Here is a 26596-nt window from a genome sequence, read left to right as displayed (position 1 = left end):
GAGATTGGACGAGAGATTGTGAAAAGGCGCTCCCGGGATGGGAGCGTTTTGCTTTAGGGCGCAGAAGAAAGATTGGGAGGAGATTAGATGGGGATTGGAGAGAAGTTGGGGAAAGTATTTCGGATCGATAGGGATGGTTCGACTGCGCGTGCTTCGCTCACCATGACAACGCTGGGATTGTCGGTGGGCGCGGACGGCGAGAAATTGGCGGGATCGGTGCAGGCTTCGGGTGGAGAGGCGCGGAAGACTCGGGCGCTGCCGTCTGTCTTAACGATGGGGGCGCGTGGCGATGGGATGCCGAAGGCTACGCCGGCGAATTTGCGGAACTTTGCGGAGACGCCGGTGGCTCGTAAGGCGATCAATACGATCAAGGACCGGATTGCCTGCATGGGATGGCGGGTGCAGCCGCGGGCGGGGCGACAGCTCGACGCGGAGATGGAACAGCGCATCGCGGCGGTGACGGAGATGCTTGAGTCACCGAACCCGGATGATTCGTTTCGGTCGCTGGCGGAGCAGGTGCTCGAGGATGTGATTGTCGGTGGGTTTGGCGCGATTGAGATCTGCAAAGAAAACGATGGAATGGAACTGTGGCCCGTCGATGGGGCGACGATCAAGATCCGGCCGGATTGGGATGGGAAGCAGGGATCGCCGCGCTATGTGCAGCAGACGGGGGCGTGGGGCGCGGCGGGACAAGTATCGCTGAACGATGAAGAGCTGTCGTACATACGGCTGAACCCGCGGACGCATACGCCGTTTGGATTGGGAAGGCTGGAAGTCGCGTTTGAGACGGTGCATGCGTTCCTTGGGGCGCACCGGTATGCGGGGCGGCTGGCTTCCAACTCTGTTGTGCAGTATGCGCTGTGGCTGAACGATGTGACGCCGGCGCAGCATGAGCGGCTGATCCGGTGGTGGCAGGACGAGATCGAAGGAACGGGTCGCGTACCGATACTTTCGGCGGAGCAGAAGCCGGAGGTGCTGCGCTTCGGCGGCGGGACGGATGCCGATCTTCGGCTGCAATGGCAGGAGTTCCTGATGCGCATTATTGCCGATGCGTTCGATCTGCCGGCGGTGTTCCTGGGACTGGAGAACGATGTGAACCGATCGACGGCAGCGGAGTTGACGGACATGGCGTTCCAGCAGGCGATTGTGCCGACGGCGCGGTTGTTTGCCGAGCATCTGACGCGCGATGTGATGGCGAAGGGAATGGGGTATCGGGATATCGAGTTCGTTTTCACGGGGCTGGATACAACGAACGAACTCGAACAGGCGCAGTTGCAGGAGATTCTGATTCGCAGCGGCGTGTTGACGGTGGAGGAAGTGCGAAGGATGCGCGGACTCAACCCAAAATCTTGAAACACGAAGGACACGAAGGAATTTTGGGAGGAGGACTGAATGGAAGTGGAGGCGATGGCGCTGGAGATGCCTGTAGTGACGGGGCATCCGAATCGGCGCGGGTTTCGGGGAGTGTTGACGGTTGTGGGGAGGGCTAGCGATCGGGCGCCTTCGGGGGCGCGGGGGAATCGTGTGATTCTGACGCGGGCGGCTACCGAGCGGGCGATGAATTCATTGCTGGGGATGGCGGTGGATTACACGCCTTTGATGGATGGGCACGACGCGCGACGGAAGATTGGCGTGATTACTTCCGCGGAGTTGGTGGGCGATCGGGTGGAAGTGTCGGGACATTTGTTCGCGCACGATTTTCCCGAGGTGGTGGGAGAGATTGCGTCGTCTTACGACCTGGGGATGAGCTACGAGATTGCCGATGCGCGAGTGTGTGAGGCGTCGCGCGGGGTGTGGGCGGTGACGGAGTTTGCATTCACGGGGGCAGCGGTGTTGAAGCGGGAGAAGGCGGCGTATCGCGAGACGGCGTTTGGTCTCGAGTAGGAAAAGCAGATCCTTCGTCGCTGCGCTCCTCTGGATGACAAGAGAGTGTAGTGGTGAGGGGAAGAGTGTGGTGGCTGCGCCGGGCGAGGGTGGAACGACGCGTTGTGGAGAGGACAGGGGTCCTTCGACTGCGCACGCTTCGCGTGCTTCGCTCAGGATGACAACAACAGTTAAGGAGATTGATGACTATGGATGAGAAGGTTACGGCAGCGCTGGATAAGTTGGAGAGCGTAATGGGACGGATTGAGGCGCAGTATGAGGCGCTGAATGCGAAAGTGGATCGCATTGTGGCGTGCGTGGAGGACAAGGCTGCGGTCGAAGTGAAGGCGGAAGCTTCGCAGCGGAAGACGATTTCGCCGGTGATTGCTTCGCTGCTGGCGAAGAGTGGCGTGGAGCATTACGAGGAGTCGGCTGTCGAAAAGGCGCTTGTGGGATTGAGCGTGGAGCAGCGGATCGCGGTGAAGGCGGAATTGGCGCGGGCTGGGGTTTTGCGGTAGACCGCAAAAAACTTTTACCACGAAGGGGCACGAAGGGAATTTTCGGATCGTTCCGGAGGAGGCATTGGGAACCGACGCGTTGGGGAACTGACGCATTTTGGAGCCGACGCATTCCGGAACCGATAGGGGTCCTTCGACTGCGAATCCGGATCGGTGTCCGGATTCTTCGCTCAGGATGACAGGAGTGGGGACGGCGGGCTTTGAGCTCGCCGTTTTGTTTTGGGGTTTCTTTTTCGAAAAGGAGAAGTGGGAATGAAGACACAGTTTATTGATTTGCATGCGGCGGCGGATTTCATGGGACCGGGTGCGGTGGAAGTGAACCGCTATCAGTCGGAGATTACGGACATTGTCCGGCGCCGCGGCGTGTTTGGGCAGCGCATCAAGCAGGTTCCGGCAACCGGGCATCCGTCGCGGTTCTTCGAGGAGACGGCGATTGCGGCTCCTTCCGCCGGCAACGCGTTTGTTGATCCGCGAACGATTGTTGCGACGGTTTCGTCACCGACACGGGTGGAGCGTTCGGTGCCGCTGAAGGCGATGGTTTCGCAGATCAACTACAACCTGTTCGACCTGGAAGTCGGCGCACAGCAGAGCCAGTTCGCTTATCTGCAAGCGAAGGACCTGGCGGACGCCGTCAGTGGCTTGATGCGCACGCATGATGTTGCGCTGTGGAACGGCAACGATACGTCGCTGAGTGCACCGACCACGACGCAGTACTACGGCGTTGCGAACCAGATCACGAGCGGCGGCAACATTACTTCGGTCGCGACTACGGATTCGATTGTGGATGCGCTCAAATCGCAGATTGCGAGCATGGTCGCGAATTCGAATTACGAGTGCCGTCCGTCGGCGATTTATGCGAACCCGGTGCTGCTCGATCTGCTCGATCGCGAGATGAAGTCGGAGTTCAACGTTGTGCTTTCGACTTCGGAGATCACGGCTGGATACAAGGTGAAGACGCTGGCCACGCAGGCCGGCGAGTTGCCGCTGATTCCGGATTGGTCGCTGGGTTACACGGGCACGCCGGGCAGCGGGACTGCGGTGCTGCCGGCTTACATCGTGCAGGAAGACATGATCGAGTACCACTGGCTGACGGATGCGAATCCGCGGGTGTTCCAGTTGGGACTGTCGGGGAATTTGGCGTCGCAGTTGGTCGTGGTGAAGTTTGGCGGCGTGGTGGTGAAGGGCGCGAGTTATGCGCATGCCGCGGTGCAGGTGCATCGATAGGAGGTTGGCTTTGCTCGCGAGGTTGGCGCCTCGCGAGCGTTGCCGTGTCGCCTGCTAAAGCAGGCTTTCTGTTTTTGGAGAGAGCGTTCACGACGCTGGCGCGTCGTGCTTAGAAGCGTGGCCGGCCTTCGGCCTTGCGATGGTGTGGGGGAGAGGGTTCCTCGATGAGCGCGAAATGCGGGTGGGACGGAGTGAACATCCCCACGTCTCGAAAGGCGCGAGACATGGGGCACCCGGCCGTGGAAACTTCACGCGGAACTACAGAGATTGGGGAGATGCGGGGATGAGTTATCTCGATGCTTCGGAGTATTCGCAGTATGGGTTGGATCCGGCGGTGCCGGATGTTTGGGTGGAGATGGCATCGACGATGATCGATGCGCATTGCAAGAGGCCGTCGCTGGAGCAGACGCAGTATGTGGAGCGGGTGCGGGTGCTGCCGGGGGCGCGGACGGTGCGGCTTTCGTATTTGCCGCTGGCCCAAGTGGTGAGCACGCGCGGGAGGTTTTCGCAGGCGCGGCGCGGAGAGATGGCGGACGTGGCGGCGGTGTTTGGGATCCCGGGGACCTGGACGGCGATGGATACGTCGTCGCTCGATACGTTTGCGGAGACGGGCGAAGTGAACGTGATCTCCACGATGCTGGGATTCACGTTCGATGAACTGGAGATCACGTACACCGCGGGGTGGGCGCAGGTTCCCGATGCGGTGAAGCATGCGTGCGCGCAGATTGTGCGCAATGCGGTGGCGACACCGGCGCTGAACGTAAAGACGAGCAAGATCGACACCATGCGGGTGGACTATTTCCGCGATTCGCTGCTGGATGAGTCGGTGCGCGAGTTGCTGGCGCCTTATGTGGCGCAGAAGGTGGGCTGATGCTGGATGCGATGGGGGCATCGGCGGCGAGAGGATTTGCGATGGCGCGCGCGGCGGAGGCGATGCTGCGCGCGGTGGGCGCGACGAATGTGCATGTGATCCGGGTGTCGCAAAAGACGGGGACATTGCAACAGCGGCAGTTGGGACAGGCGCTGCCGCAATACAACGATGTGGTGGTCGGGCCGGCGGTGGTGAGCGCGGAATGCGTACCGCCGGCCGCGATGAAATTGAAAATCGTGATGCCGGCGCGCGTGGTGCGCAAATTCGCGGAGCAAGAAGGCGAACCGAGCGGAACGCAATGGCTGGCGGGAGCGCGCGGAATCATGCACGAAGGAACGCTGCTGCGGATTACGAATGTGCAGGCGGAGTTCCTGGCGGGCGTGGAGTACGTGTATCGCGTGACGGCGGAGGTTTAGAGATGCAGGCAGCGAAAGACAGTTTTTACATGGCGCTATGTGCGCGGTTGCAACAGGTGAATCCGGAGCGGACGGTGGTGGTGGCGGGCGAAGTGCGGCCGGGATTGCTTGTATCGGAGAACGAGGCAGGTGAGTGCGCGCATCCGGCGGAGGCATTTTGCATGGAGTGGGGGAACGTGCGTCCGTTGAGCGAAGCGACGGAAGTGAAGTCGCGAATATTTAAGGCGGACGTGACAGTGCGGTATCGCACGTGCGGATGCGATGGCGGTGAGGGCGATCGTGGACGCTCGCTGGCAACGATGGACGCGGAACTGATGGCGATCACCTCGCCGCAGCAGACACCGAAGCTGGACTATTCGCGGACGACGGCGTGCGGGTTGGGGTCGAAGGTGTTCTGGGCAGCGCCGGAGTTGGGGCCGCTGACACAGACGGCGACGATGCTCGGGCGTGCGGCGACGATGGCGGTGTACTTCTACCCGGAGTGTGCGGCATGAGCACGGCGCCGGTTTTGCAATCGCAGATGCATCCGATTGGGCGGAGCGTGCGGGCATACTTCGCGCCGGTGGATCGCGTGAATGGGACGCCGGCAATTTTCGATCCATGCACGGGGTTTGATCCGGATGCGCCGACGAAACCGTGGATCGATCTTGGCTGCGTGGAGAACTTTGCGCGCACGCCGCAGACTGCGGTGAATGCGGTGCGCACAGGCGAGAGTGGCGCAGTGGCGGCACAGTATCGTTCAGCGATTGATGCGCGGGTGGAGTGCGAGTTTTTGAATTGGGGCAAGCTGCAGATGGCGCTGGCCGGAGGGTCCGTGCACTACAACGTGCTCGCGGGAGTTGGGGGATCGTTGCAGCCGTGCGGGGGACAGGCGGCAGTGGCGAGCACACTGATGGCGGGATCCACGGCGACGCAGTTGGTGCTGGAGGCTGCGGCACTGGCGGGGTTTGCCGCTGGGGAATTGGTTGCGGTGGATGTGGATTATCGCGGCGAGGCCGGATATGTGGGATCGGGAATTGCGGCGGCTTACGTGCCGGCGAACGACGGCGTGATGCGCGATATGGACTTCACTCGTCGTGCGACGTTCAACGTGGGGCGGGTGCAATCGAAGACTGCGACTTCACTGGTGCTGGCGCAGGCGTTGCCGGGGGGCGATCCGCAGGTGAACGCGGCGGTGCAGAAAGTTGCGGGATTTGTTGACCGTGAGGGAGGCAGCTACTTCCAGGAGTGGTCGGCGGTGTTTGTGATGCCATCCGATTCGGGAGGGCAGATCTGTTTCTTCTATCCGCGGTTGCAGGTGTTGGGCGGAGCGGCGGAAGGGGTGAAAGAGATTGCGTCACCGATTGTGGGAAGGACGTTGAAGGCGGTGTTTCGGGCGATGCCGATGGTGGACGGGATAGATGGCGAAGCGTGCGTGTGCTGGAGAAGTTACCTTCCTTCTGAGAGTGCAGCGGCGTTTTAGAAAAAGCAAAAGCTTTCACCACGGAGGACTCGAAGGTTCACGAAGGGAATTTTGGGGAGCGCTCTCGCAGGCAATCGGGAGGGGATAGGGGTGCTTCGACTCCGTCGCGCTTATGCGCGACTGCGCTCAGCATGACAGAGGGAACATTAGTGCATGCGAAAAGGGCAGCCTGGTGGGGGCTGCCCTTTTCGAAATGCAAGCTGGGGACGTGCTGTTACACGATCTGCACGTTCTCGGCCTGTAGACCCTTTGGACCTTTTACGACGCTGAAGGAAACCGTCTGACCTTCCTGAAGGCTGCGAAAGCCCTTGGACTGGATGGCGGAGAAATGCACGAAGACATCCTCGCCGCTTTGACGGGTGAGGAAGCCATAACCTTTAGCGTCGTTAAACCACTTTACTGTTCCTTGCTCCATGGTGATGCAAATTCCTTTTTGTTGATTTGTACGTTAGGTGAAGCGGAGGGTGTGTACAGGCTGAACAGCAGGTACTGCACGTCCGTTCGTCAAACGCGGAAATGATTGTACCGCACGTGTCTAGTGGGAACCCATTAGGACGGTTGGAGGGCTCTTTGGGAGGGGCTTTGGGGGGCGGAGCGCGGGTTTGGGCCGGGGAAGAGTCGTATCCCGATAGGTCCGGGAGAGGACAGGAATCCTTCGACTTCGCGTGCTTCGCACGCTTCGCTCAGGATGACAGAGGGATATTGCCGCGTCGCAATTACGGGGCGCGGTTACTGCTCGTGGGCGAGGTGGGCGAGGAGGTCGGCTAGAGGGGCGTCGGCGTCGGTAATGGCGTCGCGGATGGAATCGAGGTCGTGTTTGATTTGCGCGATCAACGTGGCGAAGGACTGGCGGTGGTCGGTGGAGAGGGAGAGCAGGAGCGGCAGGGATTCCTGGGAGAAGGTTTGGCCGAGGGCGGCGATTTCGGAGAGGTGATGGACGAGGTTGCCGAGGTCGGGGCCGGCGGGGAATCCGAGCTCGGTGAATTTTGCGGTGAGAGCGGTTTGCAACGCGACGACGTGTTCGGTTTCGCGATCAGTCATGCGAACTCGGCTCCGGGGAGAGATTAGATGCAATTGATGATAGACAACTTCGACATGCTGGGGACGGTGGATTATACGCAGTACTTGGATGCGGAGATGCTGCCGACGGTCGCGCGGCGATTGAATAAGGCGTCGGCGATGAAGGCGCGGCTGGTGATGGCGGAAGGTATCGCGCCACGACAGGGTTCTCGGGTGTGGCTGAAGAAGAGCGATGGGACGACATTGTTCGCGGGCTATGTGGCGCAGCATCCGCAGTACGAATATTTGGGGCGCATGACCGGCGCAGCGGTGGCGCGGTACACGCTGCTGTGCGCGAGCGATGAGTGGTTGCTGGACAAGAAGGTGCTGCCGCAGCGAATGCCTTATGTCGCACGCAAGGCGGGTGCGATCGTACGGCAGATGACAGAGGATGTTGCTGCGGCAAAGTTTGATACGAGCGGTGTAGCGGATTGCGATGTAGTTCCGGCGTATACGGCGGAGGTGCAGCGCGCATGGTCGGAGCAGGTGTCGGAACTGGCGCGGCGGTCACGGGCAGTTTATTGCGCAGAGGATGGGGCGATTTCGTTTGCGCCGGTGGGCGAGCGGACGGTGACGATTGATGAGGCGCAGAAGAATTGCAATCGCGCGGGGCTAGCGGTGGCGGCCCAACCTTGCTCGTTGAACGATGTAACGCTGGTGGGCGGATTCGAGCCGCGCACGTATGTGAAGGAGTATTTCGAAGGCGATGGGCTGACGCTGAGTTTCCCGCTGGCGGCGTCGCCGATGGGAACGATTGACCACACGGTGTTTGAGGATGAGTTCCCGGGAGACGGGCTGAATCCGGTGCTGTGGGCGAATGGAGCGGGGTCGACGGCATCGGTGGGCGATGGAATGTTGACGGCGAATGGTGCGGCTTCCGTGCAGCTTGTGGAAATGGTGGAGATTGCGGGCGGGATTGTTATTCAGCATGGGAGCTTTGAGTTTTCGGGAGCGAGCGGGGGGATGCTCGGCGGATTGTTCGATGGCGCGAAGTGCGTGGCGGGGTTCAATGTCGCGAAGAGCGGCGCTCAGTCAGTACTCCAGGGCGTGGTGAATGGTGCGGCGACGGGACCTACGATTACGACGACGGCGGGACACCAGTATCAGCTGACGACGCGAGTGTTTGCGGAGCAGGCGCGGCGGATGGGGCAGGTATTCCATTCGTCGGCGCACGCGGCGGGAGCGGGAGTTGGCGGAGCAAGCGTTGCTTCGGATGCGCGGGTAGTGCTGGAGGTACATGACGTGGACCCGACAAGCCCGGCGACGATGGCGGCGGCCTCGACGGTGCTGTATGACGACGTGCTGAAGAATGTTGCGGGATTCTGCAACTATGCGCTGATGAACGGAAGCGATCTGCACTGCAACGTAGCGTACACGCGGATGCGCCGGAATGGCGGAACCGTGGTGCGGAGCGAGTTTCCGGGTGATGGATTCGTGACGCGGCTGCAGGGCGCGCTGGCGGATGGCGGCGAGTGTCGTGTGACGACGACGGATTTGTACTTCATGGCTGCGCAGGTACCAGCGCCAACGGAGCAGATCGTCGTCACGTATCGGACGGGAGCGGCTTCGAAAGCGGAGCAGCGGGATGAGGCGTCAGTCGCGGCGATGGCGAATGGGAGTGACGACGGGGTGCGGTCGTGCGTGCGGGGACTGCTAGTGCCGGAGGCGCACACAGCCGGCGATTGCGCGAATGGCGCGCGAGCGCTGTTGGAGGACGCGACACAGACGGCGTGGTCTGGGACGTACGCGGTGTGGGGCGATTTTCTGGGAGCGACGGATGTGCGTCCGGGCGATGCGGTGCAGGTGAATGCGCCGTCGCAGGAGGCTTCGTTCACTGCGATCGTCAGAGAGGTAGATGTTGCAGTTCGAGAGTTGCGTGAGGACCGGTGCGAGTATCGGCTTCGATTTGCGAATGATGCGGCGGAGTCACTGTCGCTGAGTTTCGATACTGCGAAACTGAAATTGCCGGTGGTAGGAGCGGTGAGTCCGGGGAACTGGACGCTGGCGCCGGTGAAAGATGCGGAGATCACGCAGGTGCTGGCATCGCAGGTGACGATTGCGACGCATCTGGCGCCGCCGAGCGGAGGCGGGTTCGAGGTGCGTGGGGCGGACCAGGGGTGGGGTCCGGACAACGATAGGAATCTTTGGGGGCGGTTTACGGCGCAGAGCTTTAGTGTTCCGCGGTTGTCGCGGTCGGCGAGTTTTTATGTGCGGCAGTTTGACGGCGCGACGCCGCGGAATTATTCGCGCGATGCGATGTTGCTGCGAGTGGATTGGCCATTATGAGCGGGGTGAGGGAGATGGGGGCGTTCGAGGAGCGAGTGTTGTCGGACCTGGCGGAGTTGAAGGTGCACGTGCGGTGCCTGGTGGGAACGGGTAATGAAGGGAAGATCCAGGAGATCGAGCAGCGATTGAATCGTCATGAGACCTATTTGCAGCGGATGATGGGCGTGGGTTCGGTGGTAGCGGCGGCGGTGACGGTGATGAATTTGGTGATGGGGTGGTTGCGGGTGCATCGGTAAAGACAGGAGTTAGGAATTAGGAGTTAGGTTGGGCGAAGTTGGCGCGTGCGTCAGCAATCCCACCCTCCCTTCGGGAAGGGTGGGGCACCCACATTTTTTGAGTTAAAGAGTTGGGGAGCTTGCCGCGTGCCCGATGACGGCATGGGAGAGGGCTTCCTGGCTCTTTGTTTTTTTAGAAATGAAGGAGGAGAGATGGGATTTTTGGCTAAGTTGTTACAGGGGATTGCATTTGTGCCGGCGATTGTTCATGGGATCGAGGCGTTGTTCGGAAGTAAATCGGGGAACGATAAGAAAGAGGCGGCGCTGTCGTTTGTGGGATCGGCGATTGGGCTAACGGATGCGATCGCCAACAAGAACGTGGTGGACGCGGGAAAGTTTAACGGTGGGCTGTCGAAGATTGTGGATGGCGTGGTGGATTGTTTGAACGCTAGTGCCTGGGCGAAGTAACAGCAGATCCTTCGTCGCTGCGCTCCTCAGGATGACAGGAGAGAGTAAAGGAGACGAGGGGGGTGGGGTGGGCTGGCCGCTTGGGAAAAACCCCACGTCTCGGAAAGCGCGAGACGTGGGGCACCCAAAGGCAGCACAGCATTTATGATCGCGTTGTGAATGGGACGAATGAGTGGCAGCGGGTGGATGATGTGGGCTGCTTTTGGTTTGTGCTGCGGTGGCTGCTTCTGGCGTGGGCGGTGCTGATTCCGTATGCGGCGATGGTGCGGAGTTGGGGTTGGTTTTGCGTTGCGGGTGCGTGCTTCGCGGCAGGCCTGTGGATGACATGGCAGCAGAAGCGGCGGCGGGTAGTACAGATTCCGGAGATGCGGGTGGAGTTGTCGTCGCGGGAGTTGTGGGCGGGCGAAGCGTTTGCGGTTGCGTTGCAGACGTCGGGCGAGATGGCGAAGTCGGTGCGATGGTGGAGTGCGGAGATGATGGCCAGCGTGAAGGGCGATGATCCGCGGACGGTGGTGACGGCGGAGTTTGCGGTGGACCCGGAGGCGGAGGCTGCGCCGGTGTCAGAGTTGCAGATGATCTTAACTGTGCCGGGAGAGAGTGAGCTGCGTTCGTTCGCGGCGAGAGAGTGGTGGGTACAGGTGACGGTGGAGACGCAGCGTGGGCGGATGGAGAGTGGACGGGTTCCTGTGCTCGTGCATTAAGGAAGATATTTGGGTAGCGACAGGGGTCCTTCGACTCCGCGTGCTTCGCACGCTTCGCTCAGGATGATAGGGCTAGTACATTTTCCGAAACACAAAGCGAAAACCCCACCCTACGCTTTGCGTAGAGTGGGGCACCCTTTTCCAAACTTTTTAGATTAACGGTTCGTTCCAGTTCTGGAGGTAGTCTCGTACTACGACCATGAACTGGTCGGCGACTGCGCCGTCGATTACTCGGTGGTCGTAGCCGATAGAGATGTGGCAGCGCGAGCGGATGGCGATGCTGTCGTTGCCGTCTTTGTCGGTGACGACCATGGGGACTTTCGTGATCGCGCCGATGCCTAAGATCGCGAGCTGGGGCTGGCTGATGATCGGCATGCCGAACTTTGCTCCGAAGATGCCGGGGTTGGTGATGGTGAAGGTGCCGCCCTGGACGTCTTCGGGTTTGAGCTTTTTGGCGCGGGCGCGTTCGCCGAGGTCGGTGATGGCGCGCTGGAGCCCGACGAAGCTTAGGCCGTCGGCCTGCTTGACCACCGGGACGATGAGGCCCCAGTCGAGAGCTACGGCGATGCCGAGGTTGATGTCCTTTTTATAGTGAATGTTCTCGCCTTCGACGGAGGCGTTGATGATGGGCCATGCGCGCAACGCGTGGGCCACTGCACGCGCGTAGAACGGCGTGTAGGTAAGCTTGAGGCCTGTCTTTTCCTGGAAGCTGTTTTTGTTTTTCTCGCGGAGCTTCACGATTTTGGTGAAGTCGACCTCGAAGACGCCATGCACGTGAGCGCTGGTGCGCTTCGACATGACCATATGGTCGGCGATTTTCTTGCGCATGACCGACATGGGCTCGATGGCACCGGGAGTGCCCGCGAATTTGTTTGGTGTGGCGGCGACGGGGGCGCTGGGAGCAGGTGCGGGCGCGGAAGGTTGCGCGGCTTGCGGCTGCGGCGTTGGAGTCGGCGCGGTCTTTTGTTTTTCGACGAAGGCCTGGATGTCTTCCTTGGTGATGCGTCCACCCATGCCGGTGCCGCGGACTTTGCCGAGGTCTACGTTGGCTTCTTTTGCCATTTTGCGGACTAACGGACTGGTGCGGACGCGATCGCCACTAGCGGAGATTTCTTCTTCTTCGGGCTCGGCTGCAGCGGGCGCTTGTGGCGCGGGGGCTGCGGGAGCAGGTGCGGAAGGAGCGGGTGCGGCGGCTTGCGGCGCGCGCGCGCTGGCTCCAGCGGCGCCGCCGATGGTGGCGACGACGGTGTTGACCTGGACGGTGGCGCCGGCTTGAACTTTGATTTCGCTGAGGACTCCGGCTACTGGGGCGGGGATCTCGGCGTCCACTTTGTCGGTGGAGATTTCGAAGAGCGGCTCGTCGCGCTGGACGGTGTCACCAACATTCTTGAGCCACTTGGTGATGGTGCCTTCGAAGATGGATTCGCCCATCTGCGGCATTACGACGTCGGTCTTGGGACCAGCGGCGGGGACGCTCGGCGCGCTCGTTGACGGGGCAGAGGAGCTTACGCCATCGGGTTGCGGCGCGGATTTCGGTGGCGCAGCGGCGGCGGGTTTCGGAGCGGAAGTGGTCGCGGAGCCGGCGGCGTCGATGATGGCGACTACGGTGTTGACCTGTACGGTCTGGCCGGCCTGGGCCTTGATTTCTTTCAGGATGCCCGCGGCAGGGGCGGGGATTTCGGCGTCGACTTTATCGGTGGAGATTTCGAAGAGGGGCTCGTCGCGCTGGACCTGGTCGCCCGGTTGTTTGAGCCATTTGGTGATGGTGCCTTCAAAGATCGATTCCCCCATCTGGGGCATGATGACGTCGGTAGGCATGGGTTCCTTCTGAGATGGCAAACTGGAAATTATAGCTGAGATAGAGATGCGGAGAGCGCGCGGGCGGGTGCGGGCATCCGGCGGAACAGCAGATTCTTCGTCGCTGCGCTCCTCTGAATGACAAGAGAGGGCGGTGGGGGTGCGGGCGGTGGTGTGGGCTGGACGCGAGGGGAAAATCCCCACGTCTCGAAAATCGCGAGACATGGGGCACCCAGAAGGATTTGGTTATTTTGCTGGTTTGGCGGGGGCGGGGGCTACGCCGCTGGGGGTGCCGTAGGTTTGCCACATTTCCTGGACCGTCGGCGAGAGCTTGTCGCTGTGCTTGACGAAGGTGACGACGCGCCAGATGTCGTCGTCTTTCATGGTCTTTTCCCAAGCGGGCATGCCGGTGTCGCGGACGCCGTACTTGGTGACGAAAAAGAGGTGCCAGTCTTCATCGCCGGGAATGCGTTTGACGATTTGCGGGACGTGCGGGTAGAAGGCCTGGGCCATGGGACTGGTGTGATTCGGGTCGGCGACGCTGCCATGGCAGAGGGAGCAGTTCTTTTCGTAGAGCATGGCGCCGGTCATCAGGTTGTCGTCGGTGGGCTTGATGGGGTTCTCGGTGTGTGGGGCTTGTTTGTCAACCGAGGAGTCCATGGCCATTTCCGCCATTTCGTGTTCAATGCCGCTGATGGGTTGGGCGGCGCGGATGTCGAGCATGCCGAGCTTGAGATAGAGAAAGACACCGCCAAAGAGCACGACGAGGGTGATGAGGACACCCAGGATGAATCCACGCATGCGAGAGTTCTCCCCTAGAAGAGTCCAAGAGATTGTATGCGGGAATGGGGAAAAGCGGAGTGGAATTGGAGTGACGGTTTGTTCAGGTTTTGTAAAAGTCAGGGTTTCGCATAAGAACAGCAGATTCTTCGTCGCTGCGCTCCTCTGAATGACAAGAGAGAGTGCGGGAGGTGAGAGCGGTGGTGTGGGCTGGCCGCTTGGCGAACATCCCCACGTCTCGAAAATCGCGAGACATGGGGCACCCGAAATTGAATTCATTCACAGATTTGCGTAACTACGCAGGTGCGCGGTGGATACGCTGGCGGGAATCCGCTGCTATAGTGAAAATGTTGATACGAGTCCTGTGAAATCTGTGTCTGGCCTACGGTTTTCCTCGATTGGCGGCGGTCTGCGATCGCTGAAGGTTCTCCTGCCCTGTCTGTTTTTGCTTTTCACATTTGCATGTAAGCGCGGGCCGCTGAAGCAGGCCGAGATGATGTACGTCTCGGTGCCGCAGGCGAACCTGCGCGACCGCGTGTCGGCTGTCTATAACAAGGTCGGCGTGGTATATGCGGGGGACAAGGTCGAAGTCCTTGAGAAGCAGAAGCGGTTCATCCATGTGAAGACCAAGGATGGCCGCGATGGATGGCTCGAGTTGCGTTACCTGGCTGGGCAGGACGTGGCGGATGGCTTCGACAAGCTGAAGACCGACAACGCGAAGACGATTGTGCAGGCGCATGGCACGACACGCGCGGAACTGAATATCCACCTGACGCCGGACCGCGAGGGCGACCATCTTTACCAGATGAAAGAGGGCGAGAAGGTCGAAGTTTTGAAGAAGGCGAGCGCGCCGAGGGGCGGCACGCCGAAGCAGACGGTGAAACCGATTGTGTCGAAGGGGCCGGTGAAGAAGGCCGATCCGGCGGCGCAGGCGGAGGCGGAGAAGGCGAAGACCGCAGCGGTGAAGCCGACGGACAAGCTTGCGGCGGAAAAAGCCGACGAGCCTGTACCGATGGAAGATTGGTTCCTGGTGCGGAATTCGCAAGGGTACGTGGGTTGGGTACTGGCGCGGATGGTGGACATTGATGTGCCGCTCGATATCGCGCAGTACGCCGAGGGACAGCGGATCATGGGGTACTTCATCCTGAACAAGGTTCCGGATGAGGACAAACAGGTGGCGCAGTACCTGGTGCTGATGGCGGCTCCGAGAGACGGACTGCCGTACGACTACGATTCGATCCGCGTGTTCAGTTGGAATTTGAAGCGGCATCGATACGAGACGGCGTACCGCGAGCGGAATTTGTGGGGCGTGTATCCGGTGACGTCCGGCATCGAGAACTTTGGTAAGGAAGGCGATGAGCCGGTGTTCACGATCCAGCTAAAAGACGAGACGGGACGGATCGTGCCGCGGAAGTATCGGATGATCCAGCCGGTGATTCGTCGGGTGCTGTTGCCGGGACAGAATGAGAAGACGGATCCGAAGCTGGCGCGGCCTGAGCCGGTGAAGAAGGCGGAAGGCGCGGGGAAGAAAAAGAAGAAGTGAAGGGGCCGGTTTTAGGTATTAGGTGATTCGGTTGATCGGTTCAAAGAGACGCTAAGTCCTTATTTTGAATATTCTGGGATTTAAGTCCTTGGTTCCCAGAGATCTAGGCGGGTTTTCTCGCTAAACTGCTGAAAATAAAAGATCGGGGTATGGTGGAGGGGGTATCTCTGCGTCACAATTTGCGGCAGGAACTCTCGATTTTGCCCTGAAAATGGCATCAGGTTGGGGGTGCGGGCCATCCAACGGGTTGGAGAAAACCGCTATGGCTGAGAAAGTGAAAGACCTGAAGCTGAAACGGGATTACAAGAAGTTCCTCTACTACATTGATGGCGAGGGCAGCGTTTGCCAGAAGCCGAAGTCAGGCGAGGGCGATCCCGAGGTGCTGGTGCAGAAGGCCGTGGATCGCGACAACCAATTCTTGTATTTCATTGATAAAGAGGGGGATATTTCGCGTTCGCCAAGGGGCCAGAAGAAAAAGGCGGCGTAAAAGCGGAATTTTTAAGAGCCGGGCATAGAGCCCGGCTTTTCTTTTGGGCGGAAATCGGCATCTCACATTGGCAAGGTTGTGCAGGGGCTAAAGCCCCGTTCTCTGGCCGGGCTCTTTCGGCAGCGCTGAAGCGCTGCCCTGATACAAGGCGCATGAAGTCGGGCTTGATGCAAGGCGCATGAAGTGGGGCCTATGCAAAACGCATGAAGTGGGGCCTGATACAAAACGCATGAAGTCGGGCCTGATACAAAGCGCATGAGTTGGGCCTGATGCAAGACGCATGACGTCGGGCCTGATACAAGACGCATGAAGTCGGGCCTCAACGGAACCCTAACGGATCTGGCCAGATACCGATGCGATGAATTCAGACTGCAAGTTTTATGTGTTTCGTGAAGGCCGCAGGACTGTTCCGGGCGAGCAGTTACTCACCGGGTTGCGCGGGAGTTTGTTCCGGGCGAAAGACGAAGACTCGTGGACCGATGCGATGCTCCGGTGCGGCGAGCTCGAATGCGCCCTGGAAGATGCGGGCGATCCTCAGGCGCGGCATGTGGCGGCGGTGAGCAACGCGTGCGCCGATAAGCTCGTGCACCGAGATTATTTCGGAGGCCGCGAACTTGGCGGCTGGTTGCCGGTGCGGCTGGAAGGCGAGGTCACGGTCGCGACGCCGGAGGGGTTCGCGTATTACGCGCTGCATCCGCGACAGTATGCGGATGTGGCGGCGAAGTTCGGCGTCTTTCGGCATGGCGCGAAGACGCACGAGGCCGCGCCCGAAGTGGTGGTGATTGGGATACGCAGCATCGGGACGACGCTGAGCGCGATGACGACGGCGGCGTTGCGATTGCGGGGGCTGCACGTGGAGCGATTCACGGTGCGGCCAGCGGGGCATCCGTTCGACCGTAAAGTGAAGTTCAATCCGGCACAATCGCACACCATCCGGACGGCGCGATTGCAGGATGCATTGTTCGTGATCGTGGATGAAGGACCGGGGTTGAGCGGGTCATCGTTTTTGTCGGTGGCGGAGGCGCTAGTGGCGGAGCGTGTGCCGTCAGGACAGATTGTGCTGGTGCCGAATCATGCGCCGCATTTGCCGTGGTTGCGGGCCAACAATGCGGCGGTGCGATGGCAGCGCTATCGCACGGTGACGCCGGCCGCGGGACGGTCTCCGGAGGGGGAGTGGATAGGAGGAGGCGAGTGGCGGAAAAAAACGTTCGCGAATGAGAGTGAGTGGCCGGGCGTGTGGACGAGCATGGAGCGTGCGAAGTTCGCGGATGATCGCGTGCTGTGGAAGTTTGAAGGCATCGGGCCGTATGGTGCGCGTGCACGCAGTACTGCCCGTGCGCTGGCGGATGCTGGCTTCGCGCCGAACGCGGTGCGGGATGAACATGGCTATGTGGGTTATGACCTCATACGCGGCCGCGCGGCGAAGGCACAAGACCTGAGTGATGAGAGATTGAAACGGATCGCGGAGTACTGCGCGTTTCGAAGCGAAGAGTGCAAGACCGAAGTGACCGAGGCGCAGCAGAAAGATCTTGCGACGATGCTGCGGGTGAACTACGAGCGCGGCTTCGACCGGAAGCTCGCGCCGCAATTCAGGAATCTGCCGGTGGAGCGGCCGACGGTTTGCGACGGCAAAATGTCGCCGCACGAGTGGCTGCTGACGGAAGATGGACGCATGCTGAAGCTGGATGCGACCTCGCACGGCGACGATCATTTCTTCCCCGGCCCGTGCGACGTGGCGTGGGACCTGGCGGGCGCGATCGTGGAGTGGGGGATGGACCGTGCGACGGGCGAGCAATTCCTGCGCCAGTACACGGCGCTGACCGGCGACAACGTGACCGGGCGGATGAGGAATTACCTGCTGGCGTATGCGATGTTTCGCATGGCATGGACGCACATGGCCGCTGCGGCGATGAAGGGCACGGCCGAGGCGACACGGCTGATGCGAGATTCAGATCACTATCGCGAGTACGTGTCGGGGCTGGTTATGGGAGCCGCAAAAGCGGTTCCAGTGGCGCGTGCTTCGTAATTGCATCCGCAACGTACTTGCCGAGGGCAGGGCCGTTCTTGAAGCCGTGGCCGGAGCCTCCGCCGACCAGCCAGATGTTTTCCCACCTCGGATGATGATCAACTAAATAGTGGTGAGTGGGCGTGTTTTCGTACTGGCAGACGCGCGTTTCTACGATGGGCGCGTCAGCGAGGAGCGGGAAACGCTCGCGCACGAATTCGCGCATTTGTGCGACATAGGGCGCCGTGGGCTGGCGATCCATGGTGTCGGGATCGGCGGGCTGCTTGATGAGATCGACGGCGAGCTTGAAGCCGCGGTTTTCGAGGCTAGGCATGCCGTAGGCATCCCAGTTTTCGTTGCCCATGAAGATCCACGTTGGCATTTGTGGCGGATCGAAAGCTGGAGTGTTCGGGGGAACGCCGAGGAAGAAGATTTCGGCGCGGATGGGTGTGATGTGCGGGCCGAGGATGTCGGGAAAAAGCTTGGGGAGCCAGGCGCCGCAGGCGAAGACGTACTGCTCGGCGTTCAGGCGGAATGCGTCTTCGGGCGAAGAGATGGATTGTTGTCGATATTCGCAACCGTTGCGGATGAGTTCTTCGACGAGAAGATTGATGGCGTGACGAGCGAGGAGCGCACCGCTACGCGGTTCGAAGACGGCGATCTCGGATGGCTTGAATCCGATTTGCGGATAGCGATGCCGGCATTCGTCGTGCGAGAGGAGTTCGGCTTCGCCGCCGATTTTGTGGATGACCTCGACGCTCTTCTGGACCCAGTTCGTGTTGGCGTCGGAGAAGGTGAGGACACCGGTCTCGAAGAACAGTTGACGACCGCTGCGCTGTTCGAGGGCGCGCCATTCGGGGAGCGATTCGAAGGCCCAGCGGGAGTAGATTTCGTCGTCGCCATAGGCCATGCGGGTGATGCGGGTTTCGCCACCGCTGGAGGCGCGGGAGTTGGCGGGGCCGTAGGCGTCGACTACGACGACGCGTTTGCCGGATTGGCGGAGCGCATGGGCGGTCCAGGCGCCGAAGACACCGGCGCCGATGACTGCGACATCGTAGCGCGCGGTCATTGTTCGTCGCGGTGCACGGTGTTGGGCGAGAACGCGGGGAGACAGACGGCGATGTATTCCGCGCCACCGGGCTCAGGGGTGGAGTAGCGGATCCATTCGCCGGCGTGGGTGATGATCGCCTGGCCGGCACGGACGTCGGTGTGACCGCCTTTGTGTTCGACGCGGATGAGGCCTTTGAGGACGATGGTGAATTCGTCGAAATCGGGAGTTTGGCCGGGCTCCTGCCAGGCTTCGGGGGAGCGCATATGGGCGACACTCGCTGCGCTCGTTTGCGAGTTGACCCGGCCGATGTATTCGTCGATGAGTTTGGGCTTGTTGCCGGCGGCGGTGATGCGGGTGGGTTGGGCGATCAGCGTGGGCATCGGGAGATTTTAGCGCGGCGCAGGCGGGAACAGCAGATCCCACGTCGGGCTTCGCCCTCCTCTGGATGACAAGAGAGGGTGATGGAGATGTGGGGGGAGTGGTGGCTGGCGCTAGGCGGAGCTGGCTTACGCGACGCGTTCGATCAGAGGGTAGGGGTCCTTCGACTGCGCGTGCTTCGCTCAGGATGACAGATTTAGCGGTAGAACTCGCGGATGGCGTCGACTACGCGGTGTTGTTCTTCTTCGGTGATCTCGGGGAAGATGGGGAGCGCTAAGACTTCTTTGGCGGCTAGTTCGGTGTGGGGCAGGTCGCCGGCGCGGTAGCCGAGGTAGTTGAAGCACTCCTGCATGTGGAGCGGGACGGGGTAATAGATTTCGCTGCCGATGCCGCGGGAGCTTAGGTGTTGGCGGAGGTCGTCGCGGCGCATGCAGCGGATTACGTACTGGTGATAGATGTGGTGGGCCTGGGTGAGCGTGCAGAGCAGGCGGACCGGTTCTTTCGCGGCCCATCCGCCGCGGTTGGCGGGCGAGGCGAGGCCGACTTCGACGAAGAGCTTGTCGTAGAATTCGGCGATCTCGCGACGGCGCGCGTTCCACTGATCGATGTACTTCAACTTCACGCGCAGGACGGCGGCCTGGATGGAATCGAGGCGGCTGTTCCAGCCAAGTTCTTCGTGGTAGTAGCGCACGCGGCTGCCGTGGTTGCGGAGGCGGCGGACGTGTTCGGCGAGATCGTTGTCGTTGGTGGTGACGAGTCCACCGTCGCCGAAGGCGCTGAGATTTTTGGTCGGGTAGAAGCTGAAGCCGGCGGCGTGGCCGAGGGTACCGGCGCGGCGTCCGCGCCAACTGGCACCGAAGGCCTGCGCGGCGTCTTCGACAATCTTGAGCGAGTGATCGCGGCCGAAGCGTTCGAAGCGGTCCATGTCGGCGCATTGGCCGTAGAGATGGACGGGCATCACGGCTTTGAGGTTCAGGGCCGCGGCAGAGTAGAGCTTGGCTTCAACCTGTCCGGGATCGAGGTTCAGGGTGTCGGGGTGGATATCAACGAACACCGGGCGCGCGCCGCAGCGGATGATGGAGCTGGCGGTGGCGAAGAAGCTGAACGAAGTCGTGATGACGCTATCGCCGGGTTTGACGTCGCAGGCGACGAGGGCGAGCCAGAGGGCGTCAGTACCGGAGGCGCATCCGACGGCGGCTTTGGCGCCGAGGTAGACGGCGGATTCGCGTTCGAAGGCCTGGACGGCCTCGCCCAACACCAGGTGCTGCGATTCGCAGACCTCCTGCATCGCTGCATAGACCTCATCGCGGATGGCCGCGAATTGCCGCTTGAGGTCGAGCATGGGGATGCGGGTGGTGGTGACAGAGGTGTCGGGCATGAAAGAGAGATTCTAGCAGTATGGTGGGGTGAACAATGTCACCCCACGTTCGCGAAGAGCGGGTAGTGCGAGGCGATGGCCATTAGCAGGAGCAGTGGGAATGACAGGACGAAGTTGATGCGCGAGACGAGGAACGAGAGGCGCGCGGCTTTTTGGGCTTCGGGTGGGATGGGGGTGCCGTTGGCGACGTTGATCGTAGTCCAGCGGACGATTTTCTTTTGCATGCGCCAGAGGAGGCCCCAGACGTTGAGCATCATGAACCAGCCGTAGCCGCCGCCGACTCCGATGGCGAGCATGCGATTGCTTTCCCAGCCGTGCTGGTTGAGTGCGATATAGAAATAGGTTGCGACGAAGAGGATGACCGTCATGAGGACGGTGAGGACTGGGCCCTTCTTTAATATTTCGGCGGGGGACATGAGGATGCCCATTTCGAGGATGAAGGCGAGGGTCCAGATGCCGAAGAAGCTGCCCATGGCGGCGCCGGGTTTGACGCCGGCGTTGGTGGCGTCGCTGCGGACGATTTCCGACCAGTACCACATGCCCATGAAGACGGTGACTACAGAGGCCCAGCGAAACCAGAAGAGGGCCTTAGGCATCAGTTGAGTGATTACGAAACCACGGTCACCGGGCTGGGCGGTTTTGAGGACCGGAGTGCTGACGAGGACGAAGTAATAAAGAAGGCCGACCCAGGTGATGCCGGCGATGAAATGGGCCCATCGGATGAGCAGGAGGAGGAGGGCGGGACCGGCGTCTAAACTCAACTGGGGCGGGGTGATAGCAAAGATCGCGGCAAGGGACATGGGGGCTCCTGCGGTTCATGGACTGGACAGGAGTTTATCCCTAACGAGCAAACCCTGAGCTGGAATAGGCGTCCATCCCAGAACGGCGCTATGGCATTGTAAAACAGTGTTGGCTGGGGAGTGCTAAGGTTGCAATTGCTCGGAGGCCGCCGTATCGTACTTGTGCTCGCGTTGTCGCGTTTTAGCAACGCGTGTTTGCAGAACTGAAACCAACACAGACCCGGAGAGCTCCGAAGGGGCGTAGCGGAGACAGGAACCGGGCTGGGCTGACCAGACAAAGGAAGGCACGCTATGGAAAACAAGCCCGCACAGAATATCCAGGATTCGTTTCTCAACACAGCCCGCAAGGACAAAACGATTGTCACGATTTACCTGCTTAGCGGCGTGAAGCTGACGGGCAGGATCCGTTCTTTTGACAAGTATTCGGTCGTCCTGGATACCAACAACCAAGAACAACTGATTTTCAAGCACGCGATTTCGACGGTGGTGTTGCCGCGGCCGGCCCATGGCGCGGATGTGCGGCACTCCGATGCGAAGCCGGTAGGCACAACCAGCCCGGCGACCCAAACGACGGAGGGTTAGTATCGCCCGCCGTAAGAAACAGGATTCCGACGAGAGCCCGCTGGTAGCGGCTTACGAAGCGCAACGCGAACGCACGACAGCCGTGGCCCAGGAGCGAGCGTTCCTCGTTGGAGTGGAATTCACGAGCCGGCGGTTCAAGAATGGACCGTCGGATCGCAAATCTGAAGCAGCCTCACCGATTCCTCCCTCGGCGAAGATCGCGCGGAGCGCTGCGTCGTCAGCGCCGGTGGCCGACGCTCATTCTGAAGTTCCTCCTGAAGATGTTCTCGATGAACTGCGCGAGCTAACGCTGAGCGCGGGCGCCGGTGTGGTCGGCGAAATGTTGCAGCGGCGCGACCGGCCGGACTCCGCAACGCTGATTGGCAGCGGCAAACTGGAAGAGTTACAGGGTGCCGTGGCTGCGTCGGATGCGGACCTGGTGATCTTCGATCACGATCTGTCGCCATCGCAGCAGAGAAATATTGAGCGCGCGCTCGAGGCGCGGGTCATCGATCGCACGCAGTTGATCCTCGACATTTTTGCGAAGCACGCGCGGACGGCAGAAGGACAACTGCAGGTCGAGCTGGCGCAGTTGCAATACCTGCTGCCGAGGCTGGGCGGGCGCGGTATCGAGATGTCGCAGCTGGGTGGCGGCATTGGCACGAGAGGCCCGGGTGAGACGCAGTTGGAAACCGATCGCCGGAAGATCAATCGGCGGATTCGTCATGTGCAGAAGCAGCTGGAAGATGTGCGGCGAATCCGGCGGCAGCAGCGCGCGCGACGGGAGAATGTGCCGGTCGCGGTGGTGGCGCTGGTGGGATACACGAACGCAGGGAAGTCGACGCTGTTCAACGCACTGACCAAGGCGGGAGTGTATGCGTCGTCGAAGATGTTTGCGACGCTGGACCCGACACTGCGCGGAGTGATGTTGCCGTCGAAGCGGCAGGTTTTGTTGAGCGACACGGTGGGATTCATTCGGAATTTGCCGACGACGCTGGTATCGGCATTCCGGGCGACGCTGGAAGAAGTCCAGCGGGCGGCGTTGTTGCTGCATGTGGCGGATGCGACGTCCCCGGTGGCGCTGGAGCAGCAGCGGCAGGTGGAAGACGTGCTCGGGGAATTAGAAGTGCAGGATAAGCCGCAGATTCACGTGATGAACAAGATTGACCTGCTGGCGACGTCGAAGCGAGCGGCGCTTATCAACTCGGGCAAAGTTGTGCATGTGTCGGCGAAGAGCGGCCTTGGGATGGAAGCGCTTCTTCATGCGATTGATGAGGCGATCACGGAAGACCCGGTGAAGACGGCGCGGTTGAAGATTCCACAGGCGGATGGGAAGGCGTTGTCGTTGGTGGAGGCGAAGGCGCGGGTGAAGAAGAGGAGCTATCGCGGGAGCAATGTGCATTTAGAGGTCGAGGCGCCGGAGAGTGTTTTGAGGAAGCTCGGGGAGTATGTGGTTTGATTTAGGTTCGCGAGGCTAGGCGCCTCGCGAAGGGAGTCGTGCCGCCCGCTGACGCGGGCTTTTGCTTTTTGGGGCGACCGTTCACGACGCTAGCGCGTCGTGCTTAGAAGCCACACGGCCTTCGGCCTTGGAGTGATGCGGGTACGGGCTTTGGTGTGCGTGGACGCGGGACAGCAGATCCTTCGGCGCGAAATACGCGCCTCAGGATGACAGGAGAGAGTAGTGCGGGGGCGAGAGTTATGTGGGCTGGCCGCGAGACATTGCAGGAGCTGAAGCCCCCTTTTCCTATGCGGAGCGATTCGGCAGCGCTGAAGCGCTGCCCTGATACAAAGCAAAAACAAAAGCAATCAGATTGAGATCCATCCGGAGCGGATCGCCAGGAGGCTTAGGCTTCCGACGATTAGCCAGAGGAGGATTCCATGGAGGAGCGGACGGACGCCTACGCGTTTTAGGGAAGCGGGGGCGAGGCTGGCGCCGATCAGAAACAGGGTGGCGTCTAGGCCGAGTTTGGCGGCGTAGTTGAGCCAGTGGTAGAGCGTGGCGCCGCGCGGGAGGTAGGTGTTGGCGACAGCGGCGAGGCAGAAGAAGAGGATGAACCACGGCCATGCGATCTTTACGGGCTGGCCGGAAGAGTGAGTTTGGCGGCGCACGACGTAGCTCGTGGCGAGAGTCATGGGGACGATCCATAACGCGCGCGCGAGTTTGACCGTGGTGCCGATGGCGAGCGCGATGGCGCCGTATTTGGCGGAGGCGCCGACGACGGAGCTGGTGTCGTGGATGGCGAGGGCGGCCCAGAGTCCGAACTGATTTTGGGTCATGTGAAGCCGGGTGCCGATCGTGGGGAAGATCAACAGAGCGATGGAATTCAGAATAAAGATGGTGCCGAGCGAGACGGACATTTCGTCGTCGGTGGCGTTGGCAACGGGGCCGACGGCGGCGATGGCGCTGCCGCCGCAGATGGCAGTGCCGGTCGAGATCAAAAAGGCGTGACGCGGTTCAACTTGGAGAAGTTTGCCGAGGGCCCATCCGCAGAGCATGGCGAAGGTGATGCCGAGAGCGGTGTAGAGGAAGCCGCTGCGTCCGGCGCGTATGACCTGTTGGAGGTTCATGCCGAAGCCGAGGCCTACGACGGAGATTTGGAGGAGGTAGCGGGTGACGGCCTTGGATTGGTCGGCGAAGGGGTGCTTGCAGAGGAAGGCGAAGATGAGGCCGCAGAGGAGAGCGATCGGAGGAGATGCCCAGGGCGTCGCGGAGAAAAGAAGAAGCGCGAAGAAGAGGATTTTGGACATGGGCAAACGGAACATCATAGCGGAATTCGTGGTGAAGAGGAGAGAACAGCAGATTCCACGTCGCGCTGCGCGCTCCTCTGGATGACAAGAGAAGGAGGTGAGACGGAGACGGAAGTGCCGGCTGGCCGCTGGACGAAGCTGGTTACCGAGGCATGGGTCGGAGGATAGGGGTCCTTCGACTGCGCGTGCTGCGCACGCTTCGCTCAGGATGACAGCATTTAAAAAAATGGGGGTGTGTAGAATTGGGCACTTCTTTTTGGGGAGTTTCCGAAATGCGTAAAGAGATATTGCTCTCTTCTTTATTGGTAGCGATTGCGGCGGGTGGACAGCAGACTGGGCCGGTTGCGTTCGATGGCAAGCAGTGGTGGACATACGTCAAGGTACTTGCGGACGACAACATGGAAGGGCGAAACACCGGCAGCGATGGCGAGAAGCGTGCCGAAGCGTACGTAGTGGAGCAGGCGAAGGCGAGCGGTCTGCAAGCGGCCGGAACGAATGGTTTTTATCAGCCGGTGAAGCTGGTAGAGAGCAAGCTGGATGAGGCGGGTTCAAGCTTTGCACTGGTGAAGGATGGAAAGAGTGAGTCGTTGACGTTGGGCGATGACTTGACTCTAAGTGCGCGGCTGGACGGCGGCGACGTGGAAGCACCGCTGGTGTTCGTGGGATACGGGCTGACGATTCCGGAGAAAAACTACGATGACCTCGCGGGACTCGACCTGAAGGGGAAGGTCGCGGTGATCTTCAGTGGATCGCCGGCTTCGATTCCGACGGAGTTGGCCTCGCATGCGCAGTCTGCCGCCGAACGGTGGAAGGCGTTGAAGGCGGCGGGAGTGGTGGGAGTGATCTCGATCCCGAACCCAAAGGCGATGGATATTCCGTGGGAACGCATTAAGGGGAACCGGCTACAGGCGTCGATGCGGCTGGTGGAACTGAATGAGACGGCGGACGAGAAGCTGGGGGGATATTTCAATCCGGCGTCGGCACAGAAGCTTTTCGAAGGATCAGGACATAGCTTCGACGAAATTGCCGCGCTGGGAGCGAACCGGGAGGCGTTGCCGCATTTCGCGCTCAAGGTTTCGGTGAAGGCCAAGACGACGATCGAACGCAAGGAGATCGAATCGGCAAACGTGGTCGCGAAGCTGGTGGGATCCGACGCAAAGTTGAAGAACGAGTATGTGGTGGTGTCGGCGCATATAGACCACCTGGGAATGGGAGAGCCGGTGAACGGCGATCGCGTATACAACGGCGCGATGGACAATGGCTCAGGCAGTGCACTGCTGCTCGACCTGGCGCGGTCGTTCAAGGAGCATCCGGAGAACCTGAAGCGGTCGGTGCTGTTTGTGTGGGTGACGGGCGAAGAGAAAGGTCTGCTCGGTTCGCGCTATTTCGGACTGCATCCGACGGTATCGCGGCGGGCGATGGTGGCGGACATTAATACAGATATGTTCCTGCCGATTGAGCCGATGAAAGTGATTACAGCGTTCGGATTGAATGAGACAACGCTGGGCGACGCATTGAAGAAGTTGGCGGGCGAGCGGAACGTGCAGGTACAACCCGACCCGCAGCCGCTGCGGAACATTTTTATTCGCAGCGATCAGTACAGCTTCGTGCGAGTGGGAGTGCCTTCGATCATGTTCATGGGGGGAAGTCCGGCCGATCCGGTACTGGAGCAGTGGTTGAAAGAGCGATACCACGGGCGCAGCGATGACACGAACCAGCCGGTGGACTTGGTTGCGGCGGGAGAGTTCGAGGCGATATCGCGGGCGCTGGTGGTGGATGTGGCGAATGCGAGCGCAAAGCCGGAGTGGAAGGCGGAGAGCTTCTTTAAGAGATATGTGGCGGAGCCGGATTTGGGTAAGTAGTTCTCTTTTTCCGAAAGGGACGCAGATCCCACGTCGCGTTACGCGCTCCTCTGGATGACAAGAGAGGGCAGTGGTGGTGCGGGCGACGATGTTGGGCTGACGCGAGGAGAAAGTCCCGGGGCT

Annotated in this window: 27 protein-coding genes; 18 read left to right on the top strand and 9 right to left on the bottom strand. The window is 60.7% G+C overall.

The window, feature by feature from the left end; translation table 11 throughout:
* The first annotated feature begins 87 nt into the window (after positions 1–87).
* The 8 genes from ACID345_RS22680 (at position 88) to ACID345_RS22645 (ending at position 6354) form a co-directional block, all read left to right on the top strand.
* Positions 88–1353: a phage portal protein gene (locus ACID345_RS22680; protein ID WP_011525160.1), complete on the top strand. Its 1266-nt coding sequence runs from the start codon at positions 88–90 to the stop codon at positions 1351–1353.
* Positions 1354–1392: 39 nt separating this feature from the next.
* Positions 1393–1884 (top strand): hypothetical protein, encoded by a 492-nt coding sequence (locus tag ACID345_RS22675; protein WP_011525159.1) that lies wholly within the window; start codon positions 1393–1395, stop codon positions 1882–1884.
* A 188-nt stretch (positions 1885–2072) separates the two neighbouring features.
* On the top strand, positions 2073–2381 hold the full coding sequence (locus tag ACID345_RS26020; RefSeq protein ID WP_049762017.1) for a hypothetical protein: 309 nt from the start codon (positions 2073–2075) through the stop codon (positions 2379–2381).
* Between the two features lie 252 nt (positions 2382–2633).
* Positions 2634–3605: a hypothetical protein gene (locus ACID345_RS22665; protein ID WP_011525157.1), complete on the top strand. Its 972-nt coding sequence runs from the start codon at positions 2634–2636 to the stop codon at positions 3603–3605.
* Between the two features lie 283 nt (positions 3606–3888).
* Positions 3889–4476 carry a hypothetical protein gene (locus ACID345_RS22660; protein ID WP_011525156.1) on the top strand — a complete coding sequence of 196 codons (588 nt, stop codon included), beginning with the start codon at positions 3889–3891 and terminating at the stop codon, positions 4474–4476.
* Positions 4476–4892: a hypothetical protein gene (locus ACID345_RS22655; RefSeq protein WP_011525155.1), complete on the top strand. Its 417-nt coding sequence runs from the start codon at positions 4476–4478 to the stop codon at positions 4890–4892. Before ACID345_RS22660 ends, ACID345_RS22655 begins: the two co-directional genes overlap by 1 nt.
* A gap of 2 nt (positions 4893–4894) precedes the next feature.
* Complete coding sequence (locus ACID345_RS22650) at positions 4895–5386, top strand: hypothetical protein (protein WP_049762016.1); 492 nt, start codon at positions 4895–4897, stop codon at positions 5384–5386.
* Positions 5383–6354, top strand: coding sequence for a hypothetical protein (locus ACID345_RS22645; RefSeq protein ID WP_011525154.1), 972 nt, complete (start codon positions 5383–5385; stop codon positions 6352–6354). Before ACID345_RS22650 ends, ACID345_RS22645 begins: the two co-directional genes overlap by 4 nt.
* A 214-nt stretch (positions 6355–6568) precedes the next feature.
* On the opposite strand, the gene ACID345_RS22640 is transcribed toward ACID345_RS22645, so the two are convergent.
* Together ACID345_RS22640 and ACID345_RS22635 are read right to left on the bottom strand one after the other, a co-directional pair.
* Positions 6569–6769, bottom strand: a complete 201-nt coding sequence (locus ACID345_RS22640; RefSeq protein ID WP_011525153.1) for a cold-shock protein — start codon at positions 6767–6769, stop codon at positions 6569–6571.
* Positions 6770–7083: 314 nt separating this feature from the next.
* On the bottom strand, positions 7084–7395 hold the full coding sequence (locus ACID345_RS22635) for a hypothetical protein (RefSeq protein ID WP_011525152.1): 312 nt from the start codon (positions 7393–7395) through the stop codon (positions 7084–7086).
* A gap of 27 nt (positions 7396–7422) precedes the next feature.
* Between ACID345_RS22635 and ACID345_RS22630 the strand changes: the two genes are divergently transcribed.
* The 4 genes from ACID345_RS22630 (at position 7423) to ACID345_RS22615 (ending at position 11083) form a co-directional block, all read left to right on the top strand.
* Entirely contained in the window at positions 7423–9699 is a 2277-nt protein-coding gene (locus ACID345_RS22630) for a hypothetical protein (RefSeq protein WP_011525151.1), read from the top strand.
* Positions 9696–9935, top strand: coding sequence for a hypothetical protein (locus ACID345_RS22625; RefSeq protein ID WP_041856003.1), 240 nt, complete (start codon positions 9696–9698; stop codon positions 9933–9935). Before ACID345_RS22630 ends, ACID345_RS22625 begins: the two co-directional genes overlap by 4 nt.
* A 192-nt stretch (positions 9936–10127) precedes the next feature.
* A complete protein-coding gene (locus ACID345_RS22620; RefSeq protein WP_011525149.1) occupies positions 10128–10382 on the top strand; it encodes a hypothetical protein in 255 nt (84 codons plus the stop codon).
* An 80-nt stretch (positions 10383–10462) separates the two neighbouring features.
* Positions 10463–11083 (top strand): hypothetical protein, encoded by a 621-nt coding sequence (locus tag ACID345_RS22615; protein WP_148210226.1) that lies wholly within the window; start codon positions 10463–10465, stop codon positions 11081–11083.
* A 150-nt stretch (positions 11084–11233) separates the two neighbouring features.
* On the opposite strand, the gene sucB is transcribed toward ACID345_RS22615, so the two are convergent.
* The gene (gene sucB, locus ACID345_RS22610) at positions 11234–12901 is read right to left on the bottom strand and encodes a 2-oxoglutarate dehydrogenase, E2 component, dihydrolipoamide succinyltransferase (protein WP_011525147.1); all 1668 of its coding nucleotides are present in this window, start codon (positions 12899–12901) and stop codon (positions 11234–11236) included.
* A gap of 225 nt (positions 12902–13126) precedes the next feature.
* Positions 13127–13681, bottom strand: a complete 555-nt coding sequence (locus ACID345_RS22605; protein ID WP_011525146.1) for a c-type cytochrome — start codon at positions 13679–13681, stop codon at positions 13127–13129.
* Between the two features lie 352 nt (positions 13682–14033).
* Between ACID345_RS22605 and ACID345_RS22600 the strand changes: the two genes are divergently transcribed.
* From ACID345_RS22600 to ACID345_RS22590, 3 genes are all read left to right on the top strand, one after another.
* Positions 14034–15203 (top strand): SH3 domain-containing protein, encoded by a 1170-nt coding sequence (locus tag ACID345_RS22600; protein WP_041856002.1) that lies wholly within the window; start codon positions 14034–14036, stop codon positions 15201–15203.
* 262 nt (positions 15204–15465) lie between these two features.
* Positions 15466–15690 carry a hypothetical protein gene (locus ACID345_RS22595; RefSeq protein ID WP_011525144.1) on the top strand — a complete coding sequence of 75 codons (225 nt, stop codon included), beginning with the start codon at positions 15466–15468 and terminating at the stop codon, positions 15688–15690.
* A gap of 358 nt (positions 15691–16048) precedes the next feature.
* Positions 16049–17716 carry a hypothetical protein gene (locus ACID345_RS22590; RefSeq protein WP_011525143.1) on the top strand — a complete coding sequence of 556 codons (1668 nt, stop codon included), beginning with the start codon at positions 16049–16051 and terminating at the stop codon, positions 17714–17716.
* Here ACID345_RS22590 and ACID345_RS22585 read toward each other — a convergent pair.
* The 4 genes from ACID345_RS22585 to ACID345_RS26015 form a co-directional block, all read right to left on the bottom strand.
* Complete coding sequence (locus ACID345_RS22585; protein WP_011525142.1) at positions 17673–18764, bottom strand: FAD-dependent oxidoreductase; 1092 nt, start codon at positions 18762–18764, stop codon at positions 17673–17675. The two genes, ACID345_RS22590 and ACID345_RS22585, sit on opposite strands and share 44 nt — an antisense overlap.
* Complete coding sequence (locus tag ACID345_RS22580) at positions 18761–19126, bottom strand: cupin domain-containing protein (protein WP_011525141.1); 366 nt, start codon at positions 19124–19126, stop codon at positions 18761–18763. The genes ACID345_RS22585 and ACID345_RS22580 overlap by 4 nt, the downstream gene beginning before the upstream one ends.
* 194 nt (positions 19127–19320) lie before the next feature.
* Positions 19321–20502 (bottom strand): DegT/DnrJ/EryC1/StrS family aminotransferase, encoded by a 1182-nt coding sequence (locus ACID345_RS22575; RefSeq protein WP_011525140.1) that lies wholly within the window; start codon positions 20500–20502, stop codon positions 19321–19323.
* Positions 20503–20540: 38 nt separating this feature from the next.
* Complete coding sequence (locus tag ACID345_RS26015; protein ID WP_011525139.1) at positions 20541–21302, bottom strand: urate hydroxylase PuuD; 762 nt, start codon at positions 21300–21302, stop codon at positions 20541–20543.
* A gap of 291 nt (positions 21303–21593) precedes the next feature.
* Here ACID345_RS26015 and hfq point away from each other — a divergent pair, with 291 nt between their 5' ends.
* Both hfq and hflX read left to right on the top strand, forming a co-directional pair.
* On the top strand, positions 21594–21884 hold the full coding sequence (gene hfq / locus ACID345_RS22560; protein ID WP_011525138.1) for an RNA chaperone Hfq: 291 nt from the start codon (positions 21594–21596) through the stop codon (positions 21882–21884).
* 112 nt (positions 21885–21996) lie between these two features.
* Entirely contained in the window at positions 21997–23322 is a 1326-nt protein-coding gene (hflX, locus tag ACID345_RS22555) for a GTPase HflX (protein WP_228370694.1), read from the top strand.
* 347 nt (positions 23323–23669) lie between these two features.
* On the opposite strand, the gene ACID345_RS22550 is transcribed toward hflX, so the two are convergent.
* Positions 23670–24611, bottom strand: a complete 942-nt coding sequence (locus ACID345_RS22550) for a YeiH family protein (RefSeq protein ID WP_148210224.1) — start codon at positions 24609–24611, stop codon at positions 23670–23672.
* 272 nt (positions 24612–24883) lie between these two features.
* Here ACID345_RS22550 and ACID345_RS22545 point away from each other — a divergent pair, with 272 nt between their 5' ends.
* Positions 24884–26473 (top strand): M28 family metallopeptidase, encoded by a 1590-nt coding sequence (locus ACID345_RS22545; RefSeq protein WP_011525135.1) that lies wholly within the window; start codon positions 24884–24886, stop codon positions 26471–26473.
* Positions 26474–26596: the final 123 nt, after the last annotated feature.

The sequence above is a fragment of the Candidatus Koribacter versatilis Ellin345 genome (genome assembly GCF_000014005.1).
In the GTDB taxonomy this organism is placed as follows: Bacteria; Acidobacteriota; Terriglobia; order Terriglobales; family Acidobacteriaceae; genus Korobacter; species Korobacter versatilis_A.
Note: the sequence above shows the minus strand (reverse complement) of the source record. Positions and strands in the feature narration are given on the sequence as shown.

Coding starts and splice junctions, on each gene's coding strand:
- ACID345_RS22680 (WP_011525160.1), top strand. CDS start 88: ATGGGGATTGGAGAGAAGTTGGGGAAAGTATTTCGGATCGATAGGGAT.
- ACID345_RS22675 (WP_011525159.1), top strand. CDS start 1,393: ATGGAAGTGGAGGCGATGGCGCTGGAGATGCCTGTAGTGACGGGGCAT.
- ACID345_RS26020 (WP_049762017.1), top strand. CDS start 2,073: ATGGATGAGAAGGTTACGGCAGCGCTGGATAAGTTGGAGAGCGTAATG.
- ACID345_RS22665 (WP_011525157.1), top strand. CDS start 2,634: ATGAAGACACAGTTTATTGATTTGCATGCGGCGGCGGATTTCATGGGA.
- ACID345_RS22660 (WP_011525156.1), top strand. CDS start 3,889: ATGAGTTATCTCGATGCTTCGGAGTATTCGCAGTATGGGTTGGATCCG.
- ACID345_RS22655 (WP_011525155.1), top strand. CDS start 4,476: ATGCTGGATGCGATGGGGGCATCGGCGGCGAGAGGATTTGCGATGGCG.
- ACID345_RS22650 (WP_049762016.1), top strand. CDS start 4,895: ATGCAGGCAGCGAAAGACAGTTTTTACATGGCGCTATGTGCGCGGTTG.
- ACID345_RS22645 (WP_011525154.1), top strand. CDS start 5,383: ATGAGCACGGCGCCGGTTTTGCAATCGCAGATGCATCCGATTGGGCGG.
- ACID345_RS22640 (WP_011525153.1), bottom strand. CDS start 6,769: ATGGAGCAAGGAACAGTAAAGTGGTTTAACGACGCTAAAGGTTATGGC.
- ACID345_RS22635 (WP_011525152.1), bottom strand. CDS start 7,395: ATGACTGATCGCGAAACCGAACACGTCGTCGCGTTGCAAACCGCTCTC.
- ACID345_RS22630 (WP_011525151.1), top strand. CDS start 7,423: ATGCAATTGATGATAGACAACTTCGACATGCTGGGGACGGTGGATTAT.
- ACID345_RS22625 (WP_041856003.1), top strand. CDS start 9,696: ATGAGCGGGGTGAGGGAGATGGGGGCGTTCGAGGAGCGAGTGTTGTCG.
- ACID345_RS22620 (WP_011525149.1), top strand. CDS start 10,128: ATGGGATTTTTGGCTAAGTTGTTACAGGGGATTGCATTTGTGCCGGCG.
- sucB (WP_011525147.1), bottom strand. CDS start 12,901: ATGCCTACCGACGTCATCATGCCCCAGATGGGGGAATCGATCTTTGAA.
- ACID345_RS22605 (WP_011525146.1), bottom strand. CDS start 13,681: ATGCGTGGATTCATCCTGGGTGTCCTCATCACCCTCGTCGTGCTCTTT.
- ACID345_RS22595 (WP_011525144.1), top strand. CDS start 15,466: ATGGCTGAGAAAGTGAAAGACCTGAAGCTGAAACGGGATTACAAGAAG.
- ACID345_RS22590 (WP_011525143.1), top strand. CDS start 16,049: ATGAATTCAGACTGCAAGTTTTATGTGTTTCGTGAAGGCCGCAGGACT.
- ACID345_RS22585 (WP_011525142.1), bottom strand. CDS start 18,764: ATGACCGCGCGCTACGATGTCGCAGTCATCGGCGCCGGTGTCTTCGGC.
- ACID345_RS22580 (WP_011525141.1), bottom strand. CDS start 19,126: ATGCCCACGCTGATCGCCCAACCCACCCGCATCACCGCCGCCGGCAAC.
- ACID345_RS22575 (WP_011525140.1), bottom strand. CDS start 20,502: ATGCCCGACACCTCTGTCACCACCACCCGCATCCCCATGCTCGACCTC.
- ACID345_RS26015 (WP_011525139.1), bottom strand. CDS start 21,302: ATGTCCCTTGCCGCGATCTTTGCTATCACCCCGCCCCAGTTGAGTTTA.
- hfq (WP_011525138.1), top strand. CDS start 21,594: ATGGAAAACAAGCCCGCACAGAATATCCAGGATTCGTTTCTCAACACA.
- ACID345_RS22550 (WP_148210224.1), bottom strand. CDS start 24,611: ATGTCCAAAATCCTCTTCTTCGCGCTTCTTCTTTTCTCCGCGACGCCC.
- ACID345_RS22545 (WP_011525135.1), top strand. CDS start 24,884: ATGCGTAAAGAGATATTGCTCTCTTCTTTATTGGTAGCGATTGCGGCG.